The organism is Pseudodesulfovibrio profundus, assembly GCF_900217235.1.
In the GTDB taxonomy this organism is placed as follows: Bacteria; Desulfobacterota; Desulfovibrionia; order Desulfovibrionales; family Desulfovibrionaceae; genus Pseudodesulfovibrio; species Pseudodesulfovibrio profundus.
In genome coordinates, this window is record NZ_LT907975.1 from 1,695,971 (window position 1) to 1,719,957 (window position 23,987).

At 57.0% G+C, this 23,987-nt stretch carries 21 protein-coding genes; 8 read left to right on the plus strand and 13 right to left on the minus strand.

Annotated elements, in window-relative coordinates:
• Nucleotides 1–2: 2 nt before the first annotated feature.
• Nucleotides 3–479: a siroheme decarboxylase subunit beta gene (gene ahbB / locus DPRO_RS08120; RefSeq protein ID WP_097011590.1), complete on the minus strand. Its 477-nt coding sequence runs from the start codon at nt 477–479 to the stop codon at nt 3–5.
• Nucleotides 480–644: 165 nt separating this feature from the next.
• On the opposite strand from ahbB, the gene DPRO_RS08125 reads away from it, so the two are divergent.
• Genes DPRO_RS08125 through cbiD form a run of 4 tightly spaced genes read left to right on the plus strand, consistent with a single transcriptional unit; the run spans nt 645 to nt 4,525 of the window.
• A complete protein-coding gene (locus DPRO_RS08125) occupies nt 645–1,637 on the plus strand; it encodes an NAD(P)H-dependent glycerol-3-phosphate dehydrogenase (protein WP_097011591.1) in 993 nt (330 codons plus the stop codon).
• A 14-nt stretch (nt 1,638–1,651) separates the two neighbouring features.
• Nucleotides 1,652–1,915, plus strand: a complete 264-nt coding sequence (locus DPRO_RS08130; protein ID WP_157917399.1) for a hypothetical protein — start codon at nt 1,652–1,654, stop codon at nt 1,913–1,915.
• Between the two features lie 31 nt (nt 1,916–1,946).
• Nucleotides 1,947–3,455, plus strand: a complete 1,509-nt coding sequence (locus tag DPRO_RS08135; RefSeq protein ID WP_097011593.1) for an SDR family oxidoreductase — start codon at nt 1,947–1,949, stop codon at nt 3,453–3,455.
• The gene (cbiD, locus tag DPRO_RS08140) at nt 3,452–4,525 is read left to right on the plus strand and encodes a cobalt-precorrin-5B (C(1))-methyltransferase CbiD (protein WP_097011594.1); all 1,074 of its coding nucleotides are present in this window, start codon (nt 3,452–3,454) and stop codon (nt 4,523–4,525) included. Before DPRO_RS08135 ends, cbiD begins: the two co-directional genes overlap by 4 nt.
• 50 nt (nt 4,526–4,575) lie before the next feature.
• On the opposite strand, the gene DPRO_RS08145 is transcribed toward cbiD, so the two are convergent.
• Nucleotides 4,576–5,841 (minus strand): sensor domain-containing diguanylate cyclase, encoded by a 1,266-nt coding sequence (locus tag DPRO_RS08145; protein WP_162291160.1) that lies wholly within the window; start codon nt 5,839–5,841, stop codon nt 4,576–4,578.
• 7 nt (nt 5,842–5,848) lie between these two features.
• On the minus strand, nt 5,849–6,613 hold the full coding sequence (locus DPRO_RS08150) for an enoyl-ACP reductase FabI (RefSeq protein ID WP_097011596.1): 765 nt from the start codon (nt 6,611–6,613) through the stop codon (nt 5,849–5,851).
• A gap of 127 nt (nt 6,614–6,740) precedes the next feature.
• Here DPRO_RS08150 and DPRO_RS08155 point away from each other — a divergent pair, with 127 nt between their 5' ends.
• Nucleotides 6,741–7,853 (plus strand): DUF362 domain-containing protein, encoded by a 1,113-nt coding sequence (locus tag DPRO_RS08155; RefSeq protein WP_097013682.1) that lies wholly within the window; start codon nt 6,741–6,743, stop codon nt 7,851–7,853.
• Between the two features lie 73 nt (nt 7,854–7,926).
• Here the strand turns inward: DPRO_RS08155 and DPRO_RS08160 are convergent, their stop codons facing one another.
• The 7 genes from DPRO_RS08160 to DPRO_RS08185 all read right to left on the minus strand — a co-directional run bounded on the left by DPRO_RS08160 (nt 7,927) and on the right by DPRO_RS08185 (nt 14,302).
• Entirely contained in the window at nt 7,927–9,966 is a 2,040-nt protein-coding gene (locus DPRO_RS08160) for a methyl-accepting chemotaxis protein (RefSeq protein WP_232005748.1), read from the minus strand.
• 152 nt (nt 9,967–10,118) lie between these two features.
• Entirely contained in the window at nt 10,119–11,159 is a 1,041-nt protein-coding gene (locus DPRO_RS08165; protein ID WP_097011597.1) for an HD-GYP domain-containing protein, read from the minus strand.
• 68 nt (nt 11,160–11,227) lie between these two features.
• Nucleotides 11,228–11,965: an HAD family hydrolase gene (locus DPRO_RS08170; RefSeq protein ID WP_232005749.1), complete on the minus strand. Its 738-nt coding sequence runs from the start codon at nt 11,963–11,965 to the stop codon at nt 11,228–11,230.
• 53 nt (nt 11,966–12,018) lie between these two features.
• Entirely contained in the window at nt 12,019–12,870 is an 852-nt protein-coding gene (locus DPRO_RS08175) for a deoxyribonuclease IV (RefSeq protein WP_097011598.1), read from the minus strand.
• A gap of 133 nt (nt 12,871–13,003) precedes the next feature.
• Nucleotides 13,004–13,285 carry a hypothetical protein gene (locus tag DPRO_RS08180; RefSeq protein ID WP_097011599.1) on the minus strand — a complete coding sequence of 94 codons (282 nt, stop codon included), beginning with the start codon at nt 13,283–13,285 and terminating at the stop codon, nt 13,004–13,006.
• 84 nt (nt 13,286–13,369) lie between these two features.
• On the minus strand, nt 13,370–13,534 hold the full coding sequence (locus DPRO_RS20230; protein WP_162291161.1) for a hypothetical protein: 165 nt from the start codon (nt 13,532–13,534) through the stop codon (nt 13,370–13,372).
• Between the two features lie 135 nt (nt 13,535–13,669).
• Nucleotides 13,670–14,302, minus strand: coding sequence for a peroxiredoxin (locus tag DPRO_RS08185; RefSeq protein ID WP_097011600.1), 633 nt, complete (start codon nt 14,300–14,302; stop codon nt 13,670–13,672).
• Nucleotides 14,303–14,522: 220 nt separating this feature from the next.
• On the opposite strand from DPRO_RS08185, the gene DPRO_RS08190 reads away from it, so the two are divergent.
• Nucleotides 14,523–17,432 (plus strand): insulinase family protein, encoded by a 2,910-nt coding sequence (locus DPRO_RS08190; protein WP_097011601.1) that lies wholly within the window; start codon nt 14,523–14,525, stop codon nt 17,430–17,432.
• 73 nt (nt 17,433–17,505) lie between these two features.
• On the opposite strand, the gene DPRO_RS08195 is transcribed toward DPRO_RS08190, so the two are convergent.
• The 3 genes from DPRO_RS08195 to DPRO_RS08205 all read right to left on the minus strand — a co-directional run bounded on the left by DPRO_RS08195 (nt 17,506) and on the right by DPRO_RS08205 (nt 21,893).
• Nucleotides 17,506–18,576 (minus strand): M24 family metallopeptidase, encoded by a 1,071-nt coding sequence (locus tag DPRO_RS08195; RefSeq protein WP_097011602.1) that lies wholly within the window; start codon nt 18,574–18,576, stop codon nt 17,506–17,508.
• 116 nt (nt 18,577–18,692) lie between these two features.
• On the minus strand, nt 18,693–20,054 hold the full coding sequence (locus tag DPRO_RS08200) for a protoporphyrinogen/coproporphyrinogen oxidase (protein ID WP_097011603.1): 1,362 nt from the start codon (nt 20,052–20,054) through the stop codon (nt 18,693–18,695).
• Between the two features lie 201 nt (nt 20,055–20,255).
• Nucleotides 20,256–21,893, minus strand: coding sequence for a LysM peptidoglycan-binding domain-containing protein (locus DPRO_RS08205; protein WP_173806767.1), 1,638 nt, complete (start codon nt 21,891–21,893; stop codon nt 20,256–20,258).
• 180 nt (nt 21,894–22,073) lie between these two features.
• Between DPRO_RS08205 and DPRO_RS08210 the strand changes: the two genes are divergently transcribed.
• Nucleotides 22,074–22,835, plus strand: coding sequence for a TrmH family RNA methyltransferase (locus DPRO_RS08210; RefSeq protein ID WP_097011605.1), 762 nt, complete (start codon nt 22,074–22,076; stop codon nt 22,833–22,835).
• Nucleotides 22,836–22,934: 99 nt separating this feature from the next.
• Complete coding sequence (gene selD, locus DPRO_RS08215) at nt 22,935–23,984, plus strand: selenide, water dikinase SelD (RefSeq protein WP_097011606.1); 1,050 nt, start codon at nt 22,935–22,937, stop codon at nt 23,982–23,984.
• The last annotated feature ends 3 nt before the right edge of the window (nt 23,985–23,987 follow it).

A 23,987-nucleotide genomic window follows, 5' to 3' on the forward strand; every position in this document is an offset into this window, starting at 1 on the left:
TCCTATTTGAAGTAGACCATGGAGGTTTTCTTCAGTTCTTTGAGAGACCGGAGAATGCAATTGTCATCGATGCCGATGGCCTTCTCCAACTCGGCCACCACTTCCTCGGCGTGTCCGGGGTACTCGCCGTGAATCATGGTGTAGAAGTTGTAGGTCCACTCCGGATAGGTGCGACGGATGTAGCAATGGGAGATTTCCGGACGGGCCGTAAACAGCTCGCCGACCTCCTCGCTCCGCTCCTTGGGCACTCTCCAGGCGACCATGGCATTATGGCCGTACCCTGCCTTCTGATGGCGCAGGGTGGCTCCGAAGCGACGGATTACTTTACGCTCCTTGAGGTCAGCCAGCAGATCGATGACGGTCTGCTCATCAACACCGACCGCTTCCGCGATGGTCTTGAACGGCTGCTCCGTATCCGGCAGGTCAGTGCCCGCCAGGGCCAATATCTTCTCTTCGGTCTCGGTAAATTGAATAGCCATGGCGTGGTCTATACCGCCCCCTGCGACGGGATGCAACAGCAGGAAGGAAAAAGCTCTGCATCAGCCTGAAAATAATTCCATGTGACAAAACCGGTTTCACCCTTGCCACCCTTTTGCCCCCTGCGTATGTTGTGCCTCCTTTTGACGCAAACAGGGAGCATACCCATGAAGACAGCAGTACTCGGCGCCGGAGCCTGGGGCACCGCCCTTGCCCACATGCTGGCCGACAACGGGGTCGAAACCGTCCTCTGGTCACGAAACCAGTCCGTGGTCGACGACATACGAGAAAACAGGCTGAACAGCCGCTATCTGCCCGGAGTCAATCTCTCTGACCGACTCAAAGCGGAAACCGACATTGAAACCGCGCTGGATGGCGCCCAGTGCCATCTGCTTGTCATTCCCAGCCAGCATATCCGATCGGCACTGGAGGAATTCCGTGATCTGCTCCCGGATAATCCGATCATTGTCTGTGCTTCCAAAGGTATTGAGCTCGGGACACTCAAACCCCTGAGCAAAGTGGTGAGCGAAGCCCTTGAGGGCAAGCGCCCCCGGTACGCCATGCTCTCCGGCCCGTCATTTGCTGCCGAGGTCAGCCGCAAGCTGCCCACTTCAGTATCGCTGGGCTGCGAAGACCATGAGCTGGGACGCGAGCTGCAATCCGCCCTCTCGACACAGTTTTTCCGGGTCTACTTCACCCCCGATTTCCGGGGCGTGGAGCTGGGCGGAGCCGTCAAGAACGTCATGGCCATTGCCGCAGGTATCGCCGATGGTCTCGAATTCGGCCACGACGCTCGCGCCGCCATCATCACTCGCGGCTTGGCGGAGATGAGTCGACTGGGCCTTGCCATGGGCGGTCAGCAGCGGACATTCATGGGTCTTTCGGGCATAGGCGATCTCGTCCTGACCTGCACCGGCGACCTGTCCCGCAACCGACAGGTCGGTCTCAAGCTCGGGCAGGGACGCTCCCTCGACGACATCATCGGCGAGATGAACGCCGTGGCCGAAGGAGTCAAAACAACCCAGTCGCTGTATGATCTTTCACAAAGACTCGATGTCGTGTTGCCCATAACCGAACAGGTGTATAAGATACTATATAAAGGCAAAGACCCGGCTCGTGCGGTGGAAGACCTCATGAACAGGGAACTGAAAGACGAATAACCACGGAGAATGCCATGCGCAGACTACTATTACCCCTCATGCTCATATGTGCCGCCGGATTGCTGACAGCCTGCGCCAGCCCATGGGTTCACCCTGATTACCCCAAACGCAAACAGGCCGAATTCCATCTGGACAAGGACGCCACAGATTGCAACATCGTAGCAAGCGAAGAGTTCCCGCTCAGCAAGAACAAGCAATTGCCCGTCTTTGAAAAGTGCATGCAGGACAAGGGCTGGACCAAGCGCGAACGAGGCGACGGCATGTCCTTCGGCGACTAACCCAATCATTTCCAAAGCGAAGAGAGAGACCATGGACAACAGGCCCGTACTCGTACTCGGCTCCACCGGCTATGTCGGCGGCAGACTGGTGCCGCTTCTCCTTGAACGCGGCCACAAAGTGCGTGCTGCCGGTCGCAGTGTGGAAAAAATCCTTGCCCGTCCATGGGGAACCAACCCCAACGTGGAAGCCGTGCAGGCAGACATGCACGACCTCGGCTCCCTGCAGGCTGCCGCACAGGGGTGCCGAGCCGCTTTCTATCTGGTCCACTCCATGGGTCGCCCCAACCGCGACTTCGCCGAAATGGAACGTGATGCCGCGTACAACATGATCCAGGCATCCGACTACGCCGGCCTGGAACGCATCATCTACCTCGGCGGTCTGGGCGAAGACTACGACGACCTACCGCTCTCCAAACATCTCCGCTCCCGGGCCGAAGTAGGGCGCATCCTCACTCTGGGCAATGCCAAGGTGACCACCCTTCGCGCGGCCCAGATCATCGGGTCCGGCTCTTCATCCTTTGAAATGATCCGGTATCTGGCCGACCGTCTGCCCGTCATGATCACCCCCAAGTGGGTACGCACCAAAACCCAGCCCATCGCCATTCGCAATGTGCTGGGCTACCTGGCCGGATGCCTTGAAAACGACAAAACCGCGGATATGACGCTTGATATCGGCGGACCGGATGTCATGACCTACACCGAGCTGTTCGACCTGTACACAGAGGTTGCCGGGCTGCCTCGACGACGGGTTTTGGCCCTTCCCATTCTCTCACCCAAGCTGTCGTCGTTCTGGGTTTCCATGATTACGCCTGTGCCGATGACACTGGTTCGATCACTTATCGACGGCCTGCGCAATGAGGTTATCTGCCGCAACGACACCATTCGCGAACTGGTACCGCAGGAGCTACTCTCCTGCCGCGAAGCGATTCGACGCGCCCTGGAGAAGACCGACCAGCAGATGGTCGAGACATGTCTCTTTGACGTAGGGAGTGCCTGCATGCCTGAATGGGCCGGGTCCACCGACCCCGCCTATGCCGGTGGCAGCCGGTTCGAGATGGGCTACACCGCACGACTGCAAGGCGATCCCCAAAAGGTGTGGGACACGGTGCAGCGCATCGGCGGCCAGCAGGGATGGTATTACGGCGATCCTTTGTGGCGACTGCGCGGGCTGATCGACCGTATACTGGCCGGACCGGGAATGTCTCGCGGCAGACCCCACGGCGAAACGCCTCGTGTGGGCGATGCCCTGGATTTCTGGCGGATCATTGCCAGTGACGAAGGAGAACGTCTTCTGCTCAAGGCCGAAATGCGCCTTCCCGGCGAAGCACTGCTGGAATTCAAGCTGCGCACCCAGTGGGAAAACGCCGTGGATATCACCATGACGGCCAAGTTCCTGCCCAAGGGGCTTTTTGGACTGACCTACTGGTACGCCATGTACCCCTTCCACGTGATCCTGTTCTCCAACATGATCGAGAACATATCAAAGCAGGCCGGGACCCATCTTTATGAACCGCCTCGGCGGGTGAAGAACAAGTCATGACCCGCGCTCTTCGTTCCGGTCGAACAACCGGCTCCTGCGCCACGGCTGCGGCCATGGCCGGAGTGATTTGCATGGTCGGCGGCGAGCGTCCGACAGAAGTGGCAGTCCCACTGCCTCCGGGCGGCACTCTGTCCGTTCCCATCGAACGATATGAACCGGAAGGCGACAGTGTACGTGTCACCGTCATCAAGGATGGCGGCGATGATCCGGACGTGACCCACGGCCATGATATTCAGGCGGTGGTGAGTCTTCATCCATCATCTACCCCATCGCTGGACATAGCTCTTGATGGCGGCATCGGCGTCGGGCGGGTCACTCTCCCGGGGCTGCCGGTTCCGGTGGGCGAGGCAGCCATCAACCCTGAACCACGCAGGCAGATAGCGCATGGCGTCCGACAGGCCGCCGCCGAGTTTACCGGAACCATATCGGTTCGGATTGAAGTACCGGCAGGCGAGGCCATCGCCCGCAAGACCATGAACCCGCGGCTGGGCATTATAGGCGGCATCTCCATCCTCGGCACACAGGGCATCGTCAAGCCGTACTCCCACGACTCGTGGAAGGCGACCATTGCCGAAGGATTGGACGTCCTGCGCGCTCAGTCCATTGATACCGCAATTTTCACCACGGGCAGGCGTTCGGAACGACTCTATCTGGAAACGTACCCCGACACGCCGGAGCTGGCGCTCGTTCAGGCCGCTGATTTCTTCAAGTTCTCCATGAAAGCTGCAGCAGAGCGGGACATATCCAACGTTTGCTGGTCCCTGTTTTTCGGCAAACTGGTCAAGCAGGCACAGGGCCTTGAGTATACCCATGCCAAGACGCACCCGGTGGACTTTTCCAAACTGGCTGGATGGTGCAAAGAGGCTGGCTGCTCAACGGACTTCCTCCCGGCAATCCGCACGGCCAATACGGCCAGGCAGGTGCTCGAACTGCTCCAATCTGATCCGGCACGCCCCGCCCTGATTCAGCTACTTATCGATAAGGCGACGATGCATGCGCGCACATTCTCAAACGGGCTTTGCAACGTCCGATACGCTGTGTTCGATTTTGACGGGACCCGCCTCGGGTAGATAGTGGACTTCGCTGACTGAAGGGCGCAACACCCCAAAAAAAATACTGATTATTCGACGATCACTTTGTTCCTGCCGGTTTCCTTTGCCCTGTACAGCGCCATATCGGCCCGCTTGACCATTGCATCCCCGGACTCGCCCGAGGCATGGACTGTCGCGCCGAAACTGGACGTCACCTGACGGGGGACCCCGGTAAACTGGAAACCTGCCACGGCACACCGCAGTCGCTCGGCCACCTGTCGCGCCCGCCCCTTGTCCGACCCCGGTGACAGCACCATGAACTCCTCGCCGCCCCAGCGGGCAAGGATGTCGTTCTCCCGAATGTTGTCGCGGACGAGCTGTGCTATCTCGCGCAACACGGCATCGCCCACATCGTGTCCATAGGTGTCGTTGATGGATTTGAAGTGATCAATATCGAACATGACCAGAGCGAACGGCTCGCCCATGGCGGCGCTCTGGCCCAGAATACGCAGGAAGCTCCGGCGGTTCAGCGCCTTTGTCAGCGGGTCGGTTGAGGCTTCATCCTCAAGGTGAGCGAGTTCATCCTCAAGCACGGAAACATCCTGAAAGGTGAACAGTCGCAAATCCGAGCCGGGAAACTGGTTGAAGGTCACGCTGAACACATTGGGTTTGCCGTCAGGGTGCCGGGGGTTCTCGATGTGCAGGACATGGTCGCGGTCCAGCGGATCATTCACTATGGCATGAATCCACTTTGCAGGATCACCGTCATACGGTTCATCCCCCACTTGAACGATGAAATCCTCCAGCCCCATATCGACCTCGCTCATGGTGGCGTGATTGTCGTAGCCGAGGAACGAGGCCAGTCGTCGGTTGATGTAGGTGATGCGCATGCCGTCCATGAGCACCGCAGGGGTGGGGAAAAAATCCAGCAGTCGATGCAGGGAGTAGTCAGCTTCAGCCATGCGCCGGGCCGCAGCAATATCCTTCACGCAACGCATGACCGCTCGACGCAGCTTTCGCCCGTCGGCAGGCAGTTGTACGAAGCCGTCCACCCCGACCTCCACCGCCTGCATCAGCAGACGCGGGCTGTAGGGAGAATACGCCACAACCACCTTGATATCCGGCAGAAAACGGCGGGCCTCGTCAATGAGCTGAATGCCATTGATGCCGTCGAGAACCATATCCGTCACCAGGATATCCGGTTCGGCATGCTGCATGACGGTCAGCGCCTCACTTCCATCCCTGGCTGCGAGCACCTTGAGCTTTCCCTTGTCCAGCAGGGAGACCATGGCCTGACGCTCATAGTCCTCCTGCTGCACAATCAGGATGGTTAACCGTTTTCCGCTGTTGATCACGACAGCATTACACTCCCATGATGTTGTACCCGGAATCCACGAACATGACCTCGCCGGTGGTTCCGGTGGAAAGGTCGGATGCAAGGAACAGGGCTGCCTTGCCCACATCGTCGATGGTGATATTGCGATGCAGGGGCGCTTTTTCCTCAATGCGATCGAGGATGGTGGAAAAACCGGAGATGCCCTTGGCGGCCATGGTCTTGACCGGACCGGCGGAGATGGCGTTGATACGAACCTGTCGCTCGCCAAGATCAACGGCAAGATACCGGACACACGCTTCCAGCGCGGCCTTTGCAACACCCATGGCGTTGTAGTTGGCAACAACCTTTCCTGCGCCATAGTAGGAAAGCGTCAGCACGGAACCGCCGCAATTCAGATGCGTTTCGTACGCGCGAGAAAGGGCCACCAGCGAGTAGGATGAAACATCAAGGGCCACCCCGTATCCTTCACGACTGGTGTCGATGAACCGCCCCTTGAGGTCTTCGCGGTTGGCGTAGGCGATGGAGTGGACGATGATATCGACATCCCCCCACTTTTCGCTGACCAGATCGGCCCCGGCCTCGATTTCCTCGTCGCTGGTCACGTCGCATTTGAACATGAACTCGCCGCCGAGTTCCTCACAAATGGGATCGAGTCGACGTTTGATGGGATCAACCGCATAGCTGAATGCCAGCCGAGCGCCGTGTTCCTTGAATTGCCGCGCAATGCCGTACGCGATGCTGCGGTCATTGACCACACCGAATATAAGCGCCTTCTTTCCTTCGAGAAGCATAATTTCCTCCTTGTGTATGCGGCCATCATAAAAGCATCATTCACCCCAGGCAAATGATAATGCGCTTTATCTGTCCCCCTCCACCGTGATACAAGGGGACAATCAGAGCAAGATGGAGGACAAAACCATGGCATCGGACGTGTATTTCTGGAATTTACGGGCATCGCTCAAGGCTCCCTTTCACAAACGGATGCGCAGCCTGCTCAAGGCGACCGGCGCACACAAACACATCGAAAGCGGTGATCTGGCGGCGGTCAAAATCCACTTCGGCGAGCAGGGGGTTACTGGATTTCTTCGCCCGCTCTGGGTCAAGGCCATCACCGACTTTTACGCCGAAGCCGGAGCAAAGCCGTTCCTGACGGACGCCTCGACCCTCTATGTGGGGCAGCGCGGCGAAGCCGTTTCCCATCACATGTGCGCGGCACGGCACGGCTGGGACCCCATGGTCATGGAAGCCCCGGTCATCATTGCCGACGGGCTGAAAGGATCGGACGAAATCGCTGTCCCTGTGGGTGGCAGGCATATCGACGACGCCTTCATCGGCAGCGCCATTGCCGAGGCGGACCTGCTCATTTCCGTCAACCACTTCAAAGGGCATGAGCTGGCCGGATACGGTGGTGCGCTCAAGAATCTCGGCATGGGCTGCGCCAGCAAGAAGGGAAAGATGCAGCAGCACTTTTCCACCGGCCCTGTCGTCAAACCCGAAAACTGTCAGGGATGCGAGGCGTGCATCAGCGTCTGCAAGACCAAGGCGCTCTACATCGACGAGGAGACCGGCACCATCGCCCTCAATCCCGAACGGTGTGTGGGCTGCGGCGGTTGCTTTGTGGCCTGTCGATTCAAGGCCCTTGAGGTCAACTGGAAGATCGGCGTGCAGGAATTTTTGGAACGGATGATGGAGTACACCGTGGGCGTTCTCAGGACCAAGAGAAAGCCGTGTCTCCATGTCAATTTCGTCATGGACGTGGTTCCCGACTGTGACTGTGTCGGCTTCACCGATGCACCCATCTGCCCGGATATCGGGATTGTTGCCAGCCTCGACCCCGTGGCCGTGGATCAGGCATCCATGGACCTCGTTGACGACGCCCCGCCCCTCTATCCGAGCCAGTTGCCCTTTGGCGTCATGCCGGGACAGTCGAAATTTGCCGCCATTCACACCCATGTTCCTGAAAGTTTCGGGCTGGATTACGCCGAAGCGCTAGGGCTTGGCAGCCGCGACTACAACCTCATTTCGCTCTAGCAGACACTCCCTCCAGACAAATAAAAAAGGCGAGCACCAATGGCGCTCGCCTTTTTTCGTTTATACTTTCGGATTAGAACCGTTCAAAGTCGTCATCGTCCATGTCCATGGTGAATCCACGGTCAGGTGACGAGTTCTTCGTGCTTTTCGGCTTGGGGGCAGCCAACTTTTTCGGACTTGGGCGACGAACCGAGACCGTGCGTCGCGCCCCGGTTCCTGCGGCCATACCACCCAGATTAAAGAAGCTGATGACCTGCTGCAGACGAGCGCCTTCCTGAGACAGGGCCTCGGACGTGGAAGCGACTTCCTCGGACGACGAGGCGTTCTGCTGAATGACGCGGTCCAGTTGCTGAATGGCGGCGTTAATCTGATCCACGCCCGCGTTCTGCTCGTTGGATGCCGCTGCAATATCCTGAATGAGTGTCGCGGTCTTCTGGATATCCGGGACCAATTCCTCCAACATGCCGCCTGCCTTTTCGGCAACGCCGACGGTGGTGGAGGACAGTTCGCTGATTTCCGCAGCAGCGACCCCGGAACGCTCTGCCAGCTTGCGCACTTCGGCAGCGACAACGGCAAAACCCTTGCCATGCTCACCCGCTCTGGCCGCTTCGATTGCCGCGTTCAAGGCAAGGAGGTTGGTCTGGCGTGCGATCTCTTCAATGACCGAAATCTTTTCCGCAATCTCGGTCATGGCGGAGACTGCCTGGGCCACGGCTTTGCCCGACTCCTCGGCATTGAGTGCAGCCTTGGAAGCGATCTTTTCAGTCTCTACTGCGTTTTCCGCATTCCCTTGAATGTTGGAGGCCATCTCTTCCATAGACGAGGAGACCTCTTCCACGCTGGCGGCCTGTTCTGTGGCACCCTCGGCCAACGACTGAGAGGACGCGGCCAGTTCTTCGCCGCCGGAAGCCACGTTTTCGGTGGAAGCACTGACTTCACCAATGACCCGGCGCAACTGATCGCTCATGCTCTTCAAAGCGGCTGCAAGACGACCGACTTCGTCTTTCTGGTCGACCTTAATCGTCTTTGTCAGATCACCATGGGCAAGGCTTTCGGCCAGAGAAATACTCTCGATGACAGGCGCAATAGCCAGACGGGCAATGGTCCAGAGCACACCCACAAGGATGAGAATGGCAACGACTGCAACGGTCCCGGACACAATGGCAAAGGAGTTGCCCTGCGCTCGAACGGTTTCCATGGGAATGACGATGGCAAGGCTCCATGGCGTGGAGGTCCGACCGATGGAGACCGGCTCCACCGCATAAAACAGTTCACTGCCATCGAGTTCGCTGGTGAAGGTCATGCGCTGCTTGCCGGAGATGGCATCACGAACCTTGCGCCCGTTTTCCGCACCCAGATACTCACTGACCTGCTTCCCTTGAAACTGGTCGTCGGGGTGGGCCACAAGAACGCCTTCATGGGTCATCAAAAAAGCATACCCGACACCAAACGGCTTGATCTGCTTGATGGTTTCCTGAAGATCGTTGAGGTAGAAATCAACACCGACCACGCCGATATTGCTCCCGTTCTTTTTAACAGGCATCCCGGTGGAGGCAATCCAATATGTCGTGCCGTTCACATCCCACGGGTACGGCTCGGTGATCGTTTCACTGTTGCCTGCCATGGGAGTCTCGAACCACGCCTCGCCCTCAAGGTTGGCCTCCCCTACGTAACTGGCGGCTATGGAGTTGTCCTTGCGGTAATACCAGTTGCGGTATGCGCCTTTGTATGTGTCGAAATATTCTTCTTCGCGATCGTCGAACCGACCGCCGGGGAAGGTACACCATGCTCCGGCCAATTCGTCGTGACGCTCCAGCACCTCGATAAGCATGCTGTCCAGCAGTTCACGGTCAGGAATGGTCTCATAGTTGGCGGCCTTCTCGAAAACGGCTCCCATGGTCCGGGTGACGGTCATGGCCAGATCCATGGTGTTGGCCACTTCCTGGCTGAAGCCCTTGGCCATGTTCCTTGCCGTTGCCTCGGCCTGCTCAGTGGCCATATCCTGTGCTTTCACGGTCATCATGACCGTACTGGCACCCATCACGACTGCGATAATGATGGATGTCGGCAACAACAATTTGAGTCGAAGACTCCAGTCCTTGAAACGAACCATACGATTTCCCCCGATTGTAATCCTTAATAAGAGAGTGCACCGTACCTGCACCACTTTCACAAACCACCCTGCCCAAGTGACGAAAGTGCTACATTACTGTTACGACACCTTTTACAACTGACCTATTATAGAAATGACTCTATCAAGAACGCCTACTGCAAAAGTCGATAAACGTCTATCCCATAATCATCAGGATTAATTACATCTTTGATGTGAAGGCTCTGTCTGCTGGTCAGGTCGACTTCGCGTGCGGGGATTTGGCGGAACCGTCGGTCATAGACTATCTTGACCAATGGATTAAGGGGATCGTCAGGGGTGTGATTGATGACAACGCCTCGCTCGCCCGTTGAGAGCTGCACAAAGCTGCCGATGGGGTAGACGCCGAGACTTTTTATGAACTGCTCGACAATATTCGGATAAAAATCGGTGACGCGCCACTGGTACATCATGCCGAGCACCTTGCTGGGTGGCATGGGGTCCTTGTACACGCGCTTACTGGTCAAGGCGTCGTAGACATCAACCACGGCCAACAGCTTGGCAACTTCGCTGATGGATTCGCCCTTCAATCCACGAGGGTAGCCGCTTCCATCATGCTTTTCGTGATGCTCCAATGCCCCGCGCAGGACTTCCTCGGGAATGTCCCGTTGGTCTTTGAGCATCTGGAAACCGCGGATGGGGTGGGTGCGCATGATGTTCATCTCGCGCTCGTTCAGCTTGCCCGGCTTGTTGAGTATGCAGGAAGGGATGGCGGATTTGCCGACATCGTGAAACATTCCTGCCTTGCCTATCAATTCCAGTTGCTCGCGGGAGTAACCGAGTCGCTTGCCGAGAACAATGGAAAGGACGGAAACATTAATGCAGTGAGTGTATGTGTATTCGTCGAAAGCTTTGAGTTTGCTGATGGCGGCAGCAGCGGAATCGTTGCGAAAGACCAGATCGATCAGGTCGTTGACCAGCGGTGTGGCATCGTTGAAATCAAAGGACCGGCCTTCCTTGGCGTCGTCCATGAAGGATCGCGCATAGTCCACAGCCTCGGTGTAGAGTTTGTCTGCCGTGCGCAATTCCTCACGTATGGAGGTCGCCGAAAATTCCTGTTCCTCCACAGGCGTTGTGCCCCGAAGATGCGAAGGGTCTTTCATCATGGCCTGACGCGCCTCGTCGGCGGTCATGGTCTTGCCACTGCTCTTACTCATCTGGTCACCACGTATTTCACGTTGATCGTTAGAAAACCGTTACCATCGTCTGCACCGCCTGCAAGGGGCTATACGAGCCCGTTTCGGATCAACTGATCCATTAGTTCTTCCACATCGGATGCAATGAAATCGGGCGACAATGCCTTGAATTCATCCGCTCCTACACTGCCACTGGTTACCGCAGCCGATATGGCTCCGGCATTTTTTGCGGTCATCACGTCCATGGGATGGTCCCCAACCATCAACGAACTGGACGCCTGGACACCCAACACGTCCAAAGCCTGAAAGAGATGTTCCGGTGCCGGCTTGAGCCGCACGGCAATCTCGCGCGGGATAAACGCCTGCACCATGCTCTCGATCTCCGGGAAAACCGTACGGACGGCAGCGGAAATATTGCGGGTAATGATGCCGGAAGCCACACCGCGCCGGGAGAGTGTCTCCAACGCAGGCCTGGTGAAATCGAACAGCCTGCCATCCCGGGCAGCATCCAACTCCATGGCCGTAATGACAAGACGCCCCCGGGTACGAAACTCCATGGCCTCGTCCCTGTCCCGCAACATGGTCTGCTGCACGAGCTCTTCCAGCCACTCCAGGGCCGGTGTCTCGCCGGGAGTGGGACGCTCGTCGAGGAACACTTCACCCAAAGCGGCAATTTTGGTCTTCATCAAATCGAAATCGAGAGACACATCAGCCAGTGTCCCATCTAAATCGAATATGATCGCTTCAAGCTTGTTCAAGCTTCCTCCATTGGCACTTCCATCAACAGTATCAACCGGTTTCAGGGTCGAGTGCTCTATATACCCCAAGCATCGCCCTCCTTCAATCAAACAAACCGGAATCCGCCAGTTAATTTGAAAGGCTAGGCTCCGCTGGCAAGTCCCCGCAGGATTTCCAGATTGCGGATGTCGTCCTGCAAGTCCGTATCCTTGGGTGTTTCCAACGTCTTGGGCACATCGGTGAACCGTTCATCGCGCATAAGCAGACGGAATCCGTCCAGACCGATCCCACCTTTGCCTATGTGCTCGTGCCGGTCCTTGCGTGCTCCAAGGTCGTGCTTGGTGTCATTGAGATGGAAAAATTTGAGTCGGTCCAGACCAATGGCCGCATCAAACGCATCAAACGTGGCGGCATAGGCTTCGGGAGTTCGTATGTCGTACCCGGCAGAAAATGTATGGCAGGTGTCGTAACAGACGCCGAGGCGATGGGGGTGTTTCGAGAGTGAAATCATGGCTCCCAGTTCCTCGAAGGTCGCTCCCAGGTTCGTACCCTGGCCCGCGGTGGTCTCCAGCAGGACCATTCCGCTTTCCGTGCCCGAATCCTCAATGGCGCAGTCCAGGTTCGCTACGTACCGTTCAATTCCGGCATCCACTCCTTCGCCGAGGTGAGAGCCGGGATGGGTGACAAGGTATGGCACCTTGAGCATTTCGATGCGTCGCAGCTCTTCGGCAAAACCGATACGCGACTTGGTCACCTGTTCTTCCTTGGGCGAAGCGAGATTGATCAGATAGGAATCGTGAGCGGCTACGGGATACTCGCCCCACTCCTCCCAGGCCATGCCAAAAAGATCGATATCGACCTTTGTCAGGGGCGGAATCTTCCACTGGCGCTGGTTGCGAGTAAAAATCTGCAGGGCGGTTCCGTCCACCGTGCGGATATGATCGAAGGCCATGTGCAGACCTCCGGCAATGGACATGTGGGCACCGATGAACATGGGCAGCTCCTCTCATAATCAAACAGCCCGCGAAAAATCGCAGGCTGTTCGGTTACGCCAACAGTATTTCAAGAGCATGACGGCTATCGTGCCCTTTATTTCGTTCAGCGTGTCGGCTTATCCGGTCAGGCTACTAGGAGACCCAGCCGTTGAGGGCTTCAACGATCTTCTGAGCCTGCGCCTGGCTCGAAATATTGAACTTGGACTTGGGACGGTAGGTTCCATCCACTTTCTGGTAACGGCGAATGGTGTACTTTTCCGGGCCGTATTCACCCTTGGCGCGGTTGAGTTCCTGATAGCGGAAAATAATGGTGGTCCAGGCACCCTTGGACAGGATGACCTTGTCCAGCTCTTTGACGATGAGCTGGTTGTCCTCGGAATAATTGATGGTGATTTCATCCACATTGGTGGCCATATATTGCTCCTTGTATATATGTAACCGCCATTTTCAGCGGCAAGGAGACTCCCTTTACATATGTAATGGCAAAGGGCAAGCCAGTTATGTAGCCCCTATACACGGTGTATCCCGTCCGGCAATCACCTGAAACCAGAGCAATACCAGTTTCTCAAACCCGCGCAATAAATTCTCTATTTCATTCAGATAATTAGCATTATCATTCCACAAAGGTGAATGATAGCCAGTGCCTTTTACTTTCATACGCATTGTTCAATGCCGATTGAACAGAATCCAACAATATTTATTTATACTCGCCAATGAACACAAAAGGACGCCCCCGACAGACTGGCTGCCGGGGGCGTTTCATGCAACAGAACGAGTGAGAGTGTGACAGTCTCTTCGTTAGTCGTTAAGTGCTTCGTAAACCTTGCCGACGAGGTCTTCGCCGGGGGTCAAAGTCTTGTCGCCCGGATTCCACTTGGCGGGGCAGGCTTCCTCAGGGTGATCCTTGAGGTAGTGATTGGCCTTCATCTTGCGGACCAGTTCATCGGCATTGCGGCCCACATTGAAGAAGTTGACTTCGGAGGAGGCCAGAACACCCTCGGGGCTGATGATGAAGGTACCGCGCAGGGCCAGACCGCTGTCGTAATCCCATACATCAAAGAAGCGGGACACTTCACCTGTGGGATCGGCCGCCATCTTGAACTTCACATCGGCCAGCAGACGTTCGTCGTTCTTCCAGGCCAGATGGGTGAACTTGGTATCCGTGGATACGGAGATAACCTCGGCACCCAGATCGACCAGCTCCTTGTGCTTGGCAGCGAGATCGGCCAGCTCGGTGGGGCAGACAAAGGTGAAGTCCGCAGGATAGAAGAAGAGGATGGTCCACTTGCCTTCCTTGCGCAGGGTTCCAAGGTCCACTACGCCGAAACCGCCTTCGGTCGGGTCATATACTTCAAGGCTGAACTCAGGGACCTTCTGTCCTACTTTGGCAAATTCAGGCAACAGTTCCTCGTGATTGTGTTCGCAGCTCATTATGTACTCCTTGTGTTGAGTCAGTTGTTATCTTTTTTATTTAGGAATGATTCCCGTTCTCAAGTGATTTAATCATGTCTCGTATTCCCGTCAAGAGGAAAATGCATTTTCGCGTCTAGGAATGCGAAGACGACTCGTGTATACGATGAGACTTGCCATTCGGGGTTGTGATTCTTACCCTGATGGGATCAACTCGACCACATAACAAAGCGAGATATACATGAGTCACGGTTTTACCAAGATCAAGGAAGAGGAAATCAAGGAACTGGCGTCTGTCGCCCATGTTTACCGACACGACAAAACCGGCGCCCGCGTTCTGTCCGTTGTCAACGATGATGAGAACAAGGTGTTCGGTATCTCCTTCCGCACCCCGCCTGAAGACTCTACAGGCGTGGCCCATATTCTGGAACACTCGGTCCTTTGCGGATCGGACAAATACCCCGTGAAGGAGCCGTTCGTGGAGCTGCTCAAGGGATCGCTCCAGACATTCCTCAATGCACTGACCTTCCCGGACAAGACCTGCTATCCCGTTGCCAGCGCCAACACGCAGGATTTCTACAATCTCATCGATGTCTATCTCGATGCCGTGTTCCATCCGCGCCTGACACCGGACACACTCAAGCAGGAGGGATGGCATTACGAGCTGGAAGGCAAGGACAAGCCCATCACCTACAAGGGGGTTGTCTACAATGAAATGAAGGGCGCATATTCTTCCCCCGACTCGCTGCTCTACGAGCACACCCAGCAGTCGCTCTTCCCGGATACCACCTACGGCATCGACTCCGGTGGTGATCCGTCCGTCATCCCGGACCTGACTTTTGACCAGTTCATGGCCTTCCATCGCGACCACTATCATCCGTCCAATGCCTACGCGTATTTCTACGGTGACGACGACCCGGAAAAGCGTCTGGAAATTCTCGACAAGGTCTTTTCCGAATACGAGAAGATCGACGTGGCCAAGAGCCAGGTACCGCTCCAGGAGCGATTCACCGAAGCACGTCAGGTGCGCAAGGGCTACCCGGCCTCCGAGCGACTGGCCAAAGGCATGTTCACGGTCAACTGGCTGCTGGCTGAAACCAGCGACGCCAACCTGAACCTCGCCCTGCACGTTCTGGAGCACATCCTCATCGGGCTGCCTTCCTCGCCGCTGAAAAAGGCGCTCACCGACTCCGGTCTGGGTGATGATCTGGCCGGTGTGGGCCTGGAAGCCGACATGCGCCAGATGTTCTTTTCGGTGGGGCTCAAGGGCATACACCCCTCCAACGCCATCAAAGCCGAATCTGTCATTTTCCACACCATCAAGGAGTTGGTGGACAACGGTATCGACGCCGAAGACATCGAAGCGGCCATCAACTCGGTTGAGTTTGGACTGCGCGAGAACAACACCGGCTCCTACCCCCGTGGTCTATCCCTGATGTTCCAGGCCCTGTCCACATGGCTTTACGATGACACCGATGTCGAAGGCGATCCGCTGGCCCTGCTGCCTTTCGAGGAACCGCTCAACAACATCAAGGGCTGGGTTGCCAACGGCGACAAGATTTTCGAGGAACTCCTTGCCCGGTTGTTCCTGCACAATCCCCACCGGACCACTGTCCTGCTGGAGCCGGACCACAAGATGTCCATGAACCTCGCCAAGCGGGAGGCGTCCCGACTGAAAAAGGTCAAGGATTCCCTCAACGACGACCAGCTCCAGAAGATCATGGACGATGCCAAGCGCCTTGCCGAACAGCAGGCCGCGCCTGACGCGCCCGAAGCCCTGGCCTCGATCCCGCGTCTGGCCGTTGAAGACCTGCCGCGTGAGAACCGGATCATCCCGACCGAGAAGCGTGAGGTTGGCGGAGCGCCCCTGCTCTACCACGACCTTGCCACCAACGGCATTGCTTACGTGGACCTCGGATTCGACCTGTCCGTTCTTCCCGACGAGCTGTTGCCCTACGCTGGCGTATTCGGTCGCGCCCTGACAGAATCCGGCACAGACAAACACGATTTCGTGGGCCTTTCCCAGTGGATCGCCCGGACCTCCGGCGGCATCTGGGCGCAGCCCTACGCCGCACCGGTGCGCGACTCGAAAGAGGCCGCCTCCCGGTTGTTCGTACGTGCCAAGGCCACAGGCGAGAAGATCGCAGAGACCAGCGCTATCATCACCGAAATCCTGACCTCGGCCAAACTCGACAACAAGGAGCGGTTCGGCCGCATCGTTGCCGAGTCCCGCGCCCGCGCCGAGCAGCGGCTCGTACCGGCCGGCCATCAGGTGGTTGCCACCCGTCTACGCGCCAGAACGCACCGCGGTCACGCCATGGAAGAGATCATGTCCGGGCTGACCAACCTCGAATTCCTGCGCAACCTTGAGCAGCGCATCGAAGACGATTTCCGCGGTGTCGCCAAGGATTTGGAGCGTATCCGCACCCTGCTCATCTCCTCCAACCGCGTGATCTGCAACGCCACCATGGACGAGGAACTCTTCGCTCAGGTGGAGCCGGAAATCGCCTCCATCATCTCGGCGCTCCCGCAAACCGATGCAGAGACCGCAACCTACAATGCCCTGGACCTGCCCCGACGGGAAGGCCTCGGCATTCCGGCTCAGGTCAACTACGTTGGCAAGGGCGTGGGACTGGCGCAGCACGGCGTCACCCTCAACGGTTCGGCACAGGTGATCAACAAGCTGATCCGCACCGGCTACCTGTGGGAAAAAGTCCGTGTGCAGGGCGGCGCCTACGGTGCATTCTGCATCGTGGACCGCATGGCAAACGGCCTGTCCATGGTCTCCTACCGTGACCCCAATCTGGCAGCCACGGTCAAGGCGTTCGACGCCACCGCCGACTATCTGGAAAAGGTCGATATCAACAAGGATGAACTGGAGAAGTCGATCATCGGTGCCATCGGCGAAATCGACACCTACCAGTTGCCCGACGCCAAGGGATTCACCGCACTGGTTCGCCACCTGACCAATCAGGACGATGACTTCCTGCAAACATTGCGAGAAGAAGCGCTGGCAACCACGGAAGCCGACTTCCGCGCATTTGCCGATGTGATCCGCGTCAACACCGAGCATGGAGACATCTGCGTGCTCGGCGATGAGGCCGCCATGGAAAACGCGGACATGGACCTTGAAATCAAACAGGTCCTGTAAACAACGCACTTACACAAATAAAAAAGCCCTTCGGCACATGCCGAAGGGCTTTTATCATTTCATATGCCAACGACTACATGATGCGGCAGCCGTCTTCGGTGACTAGCACCTGGTACTCCCAGCGGATACCGCCCCATTTGGGATCATAGAGGCCCGGCTCCACGGTGACGACCATACCGGCCTTGAGTTCGCCCTTGGCAGCCTTGCTCAGGCTCGGCGGCTCGTGGGTCTCCAGTCCGATACCGTGCCCCAGTCCATGGGTGAACAGCTTTTCCACGCCCGCCTGCTCGAATACTGAGTAGGCAACCTGATACGCTTCAAAGTATGTCAGGCCTGGGCGGATGACATCGATGGCGGCCTGCTGGGAGGCCTGCACCAGATCCATGGTCTCCTTGAAACGATCGGACGGTGTATCGCCCACCCAGAAGGTCCGGGTCTGGTCGGAACTGTAATCCTCCAAACGGCAACCGGTATCGATCAGCACCATGTCGTTTTCGCGAACCACGGTCTCGCCCGGAATGGCATGCGGCAGTGCGGCATTGGGACCAACACCGACGATGGTGGAAAACGCCAGCTCCTCAGCTCCGTTTTCACGGAAGAATTTCTCCACTTCCCAGGCGACCTGCTCTTCAGTCTTGCCCGGAACCAGTTGCCCTTCGATGTACTTGAACAGCTTGTGGTTCAGCTCGATGGATGCATCCATGCGGCGAATTTCATCCTCATCCTTGATGATCCGCAGCTCTTCCACCAGATTATCGACAGCAGTGAGCGTGAACAGCTCGTTGAGCTTTTCGTAGTCGAACAGATGCATGGCCTTCGGCTCAATTGCCAACGCCTTGATGCCGTTGCCCTTCAGGGTTTCCCCGACCAGCGCGTGCTTGTTGGCGGCATAGATGAAGAGCTTGTCCTCATCCCACACCTGTTTGGCTGCGTCGTAATACCGAGGATCGGTGAACAGGTAGTCGTCGCCGCTTGCCGTGACAACCAGCCAGCCGGAGGACTCGTTGCACTGCGGATCGTGCAGCTCGAAGCCGCTCAGGTAATAGCGGTTGGCAGCGTGGGAAACGAGCAGGGCAGGGATCTTCTTTTTCGTCAGAAGCCGCTTGAGATTCTCGCGACGTTTTTCAAATATTGTGGTGTTCATTGTGTTCCTTGTATTTCACCCCGGCATGGGAGTGGCTGTAAAAAAACCGGACCCGCTTTCATCCACGGGTCCGGTTTCTGTATCACTGATCGGCATGGGCCGCCAAGGAGAAGTGTCTACTCCCAGGAGTAGGTGGTCTCCGGCGTTCCCTTGAGCATGCGCTCGACCCACTCCACGCCCTGCATGACCGAGTGGTCCATGTTGGACACCTCGTACTTCCAGCCACCGAAGCGACCGCGGGAGTATATGTCCTTTTCTTCGAGCCGGGGCTGGATGGTGCGCAGTGCACCGTCGCGCTTGAGAGTGGGCACGGGATAGCCGTAGTCCACGGCGATCTCCCACTTGGTGCAGATGTCCTTCACGCGGGCAGGATCCATCATGTCGGTATTGACCAGCCCTTCGATGGTCCGATCCATCAGCTCATCCACCTTCTCGGGCTTGTGCTCGGAAAAGGACGACTCGCACATGAAGGCAAGCTGCTCGCCGGGGCGGGCCACGTTGTTGGGCGAATAGTTGTGGAAATTGGTCACGCGATAAAACGGCGAATCTGATTCCGGGTAGTACATCCAGCAGCGGGAGTTACGCTCGGATTCATCCCGAATATCCAGTCCGACACCACCCACGTACACCGAATTGTGCGTCAGGTCGCCAGCGGCATCGATCAAAGCGGCATCCCGGTTGGAGAGCCACTTACCGGCCAGGATATCCACCGGCGCGGTGTTCAGAAGCACTTCGTACTCAATGGTCAATCCCGAGTCAGTGGTCACCTTTTTGGCATCTGGATCAATGGCGACCACGGACTGACCGAACTCGGTGCGATCCTTGAGCCGCTCGCCCAGCCGACGGAATATTTCGCCGGTACCGCCGTACAGGGGGAACTTGAAGGTATTGTTCGGTCCCCAGGCAACGTCATCCTGTTCGAGGATAATGTTCTTGAGCACCTTCTTGAGGTCCACCACACTGACCCGCTCGCCGATCCAGTTGAACTGCATCAGCTCGGGCGGCGTTGCCCATACCTTGAAATTGTACGGCTGCATGAAGTGCTTGGCGATTCCGGCACCGAAGATATGATCGAACCACTCGGCAAAGTTGGTGGGGGTCTCTTCATTTCGATGGCCGGGCAGCAATCCCTTTACGCATTCCCAGCGTGCTTCGGGCGGCAGGTGGCGAATGTTGTTCTGGAACGGATACGGCACCCAGGTCGAGTTGGACCGAACCCAGGATTCCCGCTGGTGTTCAAGGCGTTCATCGCCCAGCAGTGAGTCCATAAGGTTGTCGAAGTAATCGTAGTGGGAGAAGACCACGTGCCCGCCGATATCCCAGGTGAATCCGGCATCGTCCTTGAAACTGGTGGCAAGTCCACCGGCGTAGTTGTTGCGCTCAAGGATGATGAATTCTTCCATGCCCAGCTCACGGAGCCGGTTGGCTGCGCCCAGTCCGGTGGGACCTGCGCCAATGATCAGATATTTTGTCTTCATGGGGTAATCCTCATGTTGTGTTCAATAGGAAGTTCTTTCCATTCCCCCGGATTTATCAAGTTTGGTGCCAAGTCGCATTTTTCCCCTTCACGCAATGGAAGCAAGGCACCGTGTATAACGCCATGAAGCAAGGTAAAAAGCAAAGAAAAACGCCCTGCTCGAAAAATCGTGCAGGGCGTTTGAATTCATTATCGCGTTATCCTACTGGACATACACCTTGAGGCGCTGACCGGCATAGATGGTACCGCGGCTGTTCAGCGAGTTCCAGTGGCGCAGGTCTGAGACCTTGACGCCAAACTTGCGGGCGATGGTCCACAGGTTGTCGCCGCGTCGGACCTTGTACTTGACCAACTGGGTCTTCACCTTGCCAGCCTGCTTGACAGCCTGCTTGGTGGCCGGAGCCGAGTTGTTGGGGATGTACAATTTCTGACCGACTTTGAGACGGCTGGAACGCAGGCCGTTGGAACGTTTGACGGTGTTGACCGTTGTTCCGAACTTTTGCGAGATGGACCACAGGGTATCACCGGAGCGAACCACATAATTGCCGCGCTTGGCAGCGATGGCCCGGGTCTTTGACGAGCTGGAAGAGGCCACGGCACGGCCGGAACCGCTACCGGGAACCATGACATGCTGGCCGGGGCGCAAGGTGTTGGAACGGGTATTGTTCACCTTTTTCAGGACCGAAATAGGCACACCGTATCGACGGGAGATACGCCACCAGGAATCACCGGAGCGCACTCTGTAGCGTGTATACCCTGCGTACGGCCTCGAACTGGGGTCCGAGAGGTAGGCCATCATCTTGTCGGCCTTGGCCACAGGCAGATAGGCTGCTGCCTCCATGTGCGGCGGGCTGACCTGACGTCTGAATGCCGGGTTGTACTTGTGGAACTCGTCCCAGCTCATGCCACCGGAGCGGGCCAGAGCCAGCAGGTCGGTGCCGCCGGGGAGCTTGACGGGAACCACTTCAACTTCCTTGTCCCAGGAAACCGGCTCGAAGCCGAGGGTATCCAGGTTCTGGAATATTTTTGAAATAGCGATGAATTTTGGAACATAATGTTTGGTTTCCCGTTTGAGGCGGACTCTGCGGGAAAGGCGGCGGTTCTTTTCCGACAACTCGAAAAAGTCGTTACAGCCAGCCTGTTTCAGCGCACGGGAGATTTTTCCTGTGCCGGCGTTGTACGCTGCCAGTGCGAGATACCAGTCACCGAACCGATCGTAGAGATCGCGGAGGTGACGGGCGGCAGCATCAGTGGCTTTGTAGGGGTCACGACGTTCGTCGATCCACCAGTCGGATTGCAGGCCGTACAGACGACCCGTACCACGCATGAACTGCCACATACCACCGGCTCCGGCCCAGGAATAGGCCCGGACATTATATCCGGACTCGACAAAGGGCAGCAGAACCAGATCCTGCGGCAAACCGTATTGGGTGAAGACCCGACGGACGTATGGAAGGTATGGTTCGGAGCGCTTGAGCCAGCGCACCAAGGTCTTGCGTGCTTTGTGGTTGAAGTAGTTGAAATAGTTTTCAACATCTTTGGTCTGGTGAAGTTCAAAGTCGAACAACAGCCCGAAACGGGAGTTCAGAACCGCCTGTTCCGTTTCGGTCAGATCACCTTCAACATCCGGTGCTGCCTCAACCTCGGGTTCCAGCGGATCCGCATCCACCGGCACCTCGCTGACGGCCTCCTCTGGTTCGGGGGCCGGTGCGGCCACCTCCACCTCGGGCGCCTTCTTGGGAGCACAACCATAGCCCACGCCTGCGATCAGGAGGGCAATCAAAAGTAACCGTATCAATTTGGAAATCTGCAAATTTTCCTCCGGCTTCCTGCATTCCATTATCAAATTTATTGGAACAATGGAAGTCTAGAAAAAGTCTTAACTACATGAGAATGCTTTATACATCTGCTATCCCACCTTGCTAGGGTTTGCAATAGCGCGGTAAAACCACTACAGATTCGCGGTAACGAACGCAAGCTTGTGCAATGGATAGTTGCACGCCCCCTAAAGGATAATCATATGCAAAAGAACGGCCCTGGCAAAAAAGACGGTAAAATCTACGTAGTTGGCAACAAGCCAGTCAAAGAATTGATGATGGACGATCCATCAAGGGTGGATTTCGTCGCCTTCCGAAAAGGGCGCAGTGACAAGGCGATGGAAGAAATTCTCGCCTTGTGCAAAGAAAAAAATGTTCCTTTCAAGTCGGTTTCGGCCAAGGATCTGGATTTCATGTACCGCGGCAACCATCAGGGAGTGGCCGCTCGATGTGCTGCCCTTTCCTACACGCCGCTGACTGAACTCCTCGAAAACGCAGAGGAGGCCCCGCTGCCTCTCGTCGTTGTTCTCGATCAGGTACAGGATACCGGCAACGTCGGCGTGCTTGCCCGTACGCTCTACGCACTTGGCGGTGCCGGTCTGGTTGTCTGCCAGCACCACGGTGCCTATCTCGGCGCCGGGGCCATGCGCTCCAGTGCCGGTGCATTGAACAAGCTGCCGGTTTCCAAGGTCGGCAACCTGGCAAACGCCATGAAGGATTTCGTGAACTACGACTTCACCGTGTACTGCGCCCGGATGACATCGGACTCTCAGAATATTTACACCGCAGAGCTGGATACCCCGGCCGTGCTGGTCCTCGGCAACGAGGAAAAGGGCATCCGCCCGGGCGTGGCCAAGTACGGACACCACAGTCTGCACATCCCGTTCATGCGCGAGTTCGACTCACTGAACGTGGCTCAGGCTGGTGCTGTTCTCGTATCCGAATTCGCCCGCAGGCTTGGATAGAAGACGACATATTACTATAGTAATACAATATAGCCCGACGCACCAAACGCCTTTGCTTTCCATGCGCACTTTGCTACGAAACCCGAAGAAGGAGACACCATGACCAAGCTGAAGCTGGTATCCACGGTCAAAGCGGCTGGTTGAGCCGCCAAGATCGCTCCGGGGGACCTGGAGCAGGCATTATCGGGGCTGGGCGCCCACAGTGACGACCGCGTGTTGGCCGGAGGTCCCGGCGACAACGAGGATGCTGTGGTGTTGTCTTTTCCCGACGGCAAGGCATTGGTTCAGACCGTGGATTTCTTCACGCCCGTGGTCAATGATCCGTACCGTTTCGGGCGCATCGCCGCAGCTAATGCCCTCTCGGATGTGTACGCCATGGGCGGTACGCCGTGGTCGACAATGAACATTGTCTGCTTCCCCATGAAACAGCTTCCCGGCTCGATTCTGACCGAAGTACTCCGTGGCGGTATGGATGCAGTCATTGAAGCCGGAGCCGTTCCGTCCGGCGGTCACAGCGTCGAAGACGACGAACTCAAATACGGCTTGGCTGTGACCGGACTGGTCGACCCGGATGGATTTGCCTCCAACAGAGGCGTACGTCCCGGTGACCAGTTGCTGCTCACCAAGCCCATCGGCACCGGTGTCATAGCCACAGCGGTGAAAGGGGAAATGCCCGATGCCGACGCCATGGAGGATATTCTCTTTGAAGTATGCGGGCGATTGAACAAGGCGGGTGGTGAAGTCATCAGGGATTTGAAACTCATCGGCGCCACGGACATCACCGGTTTCGGTCTGGGTGGTCACCTCATCGAACTGGCAGATGCCAGCAATGTGACGGTGGAAATTCGCATGCAGGATGTTCCACTCATTCCCGGTGCGCTGGAGATGGTTTCCATGGGCATGCTCCCGGCAGGCTCGGTCTGCAACCGCAATCACTATCTGCCGCGCACCACCGTGGCCGACGCTGCTGATGAATTCCTGCGCGATCTGGTCTTTGACGCCCAGACTTCGGGCGGCCTGATTCTGGCCGTGCCACCGGACAAGCTGGAGGCAGCCATAAATCAGCTCGAAGCGGCAGGCGACATGGCCGCACATATCGGCTCGGCACGCGCACGCAAAGACGGTGAAACGCCGCTCTATCTCATATAGTTC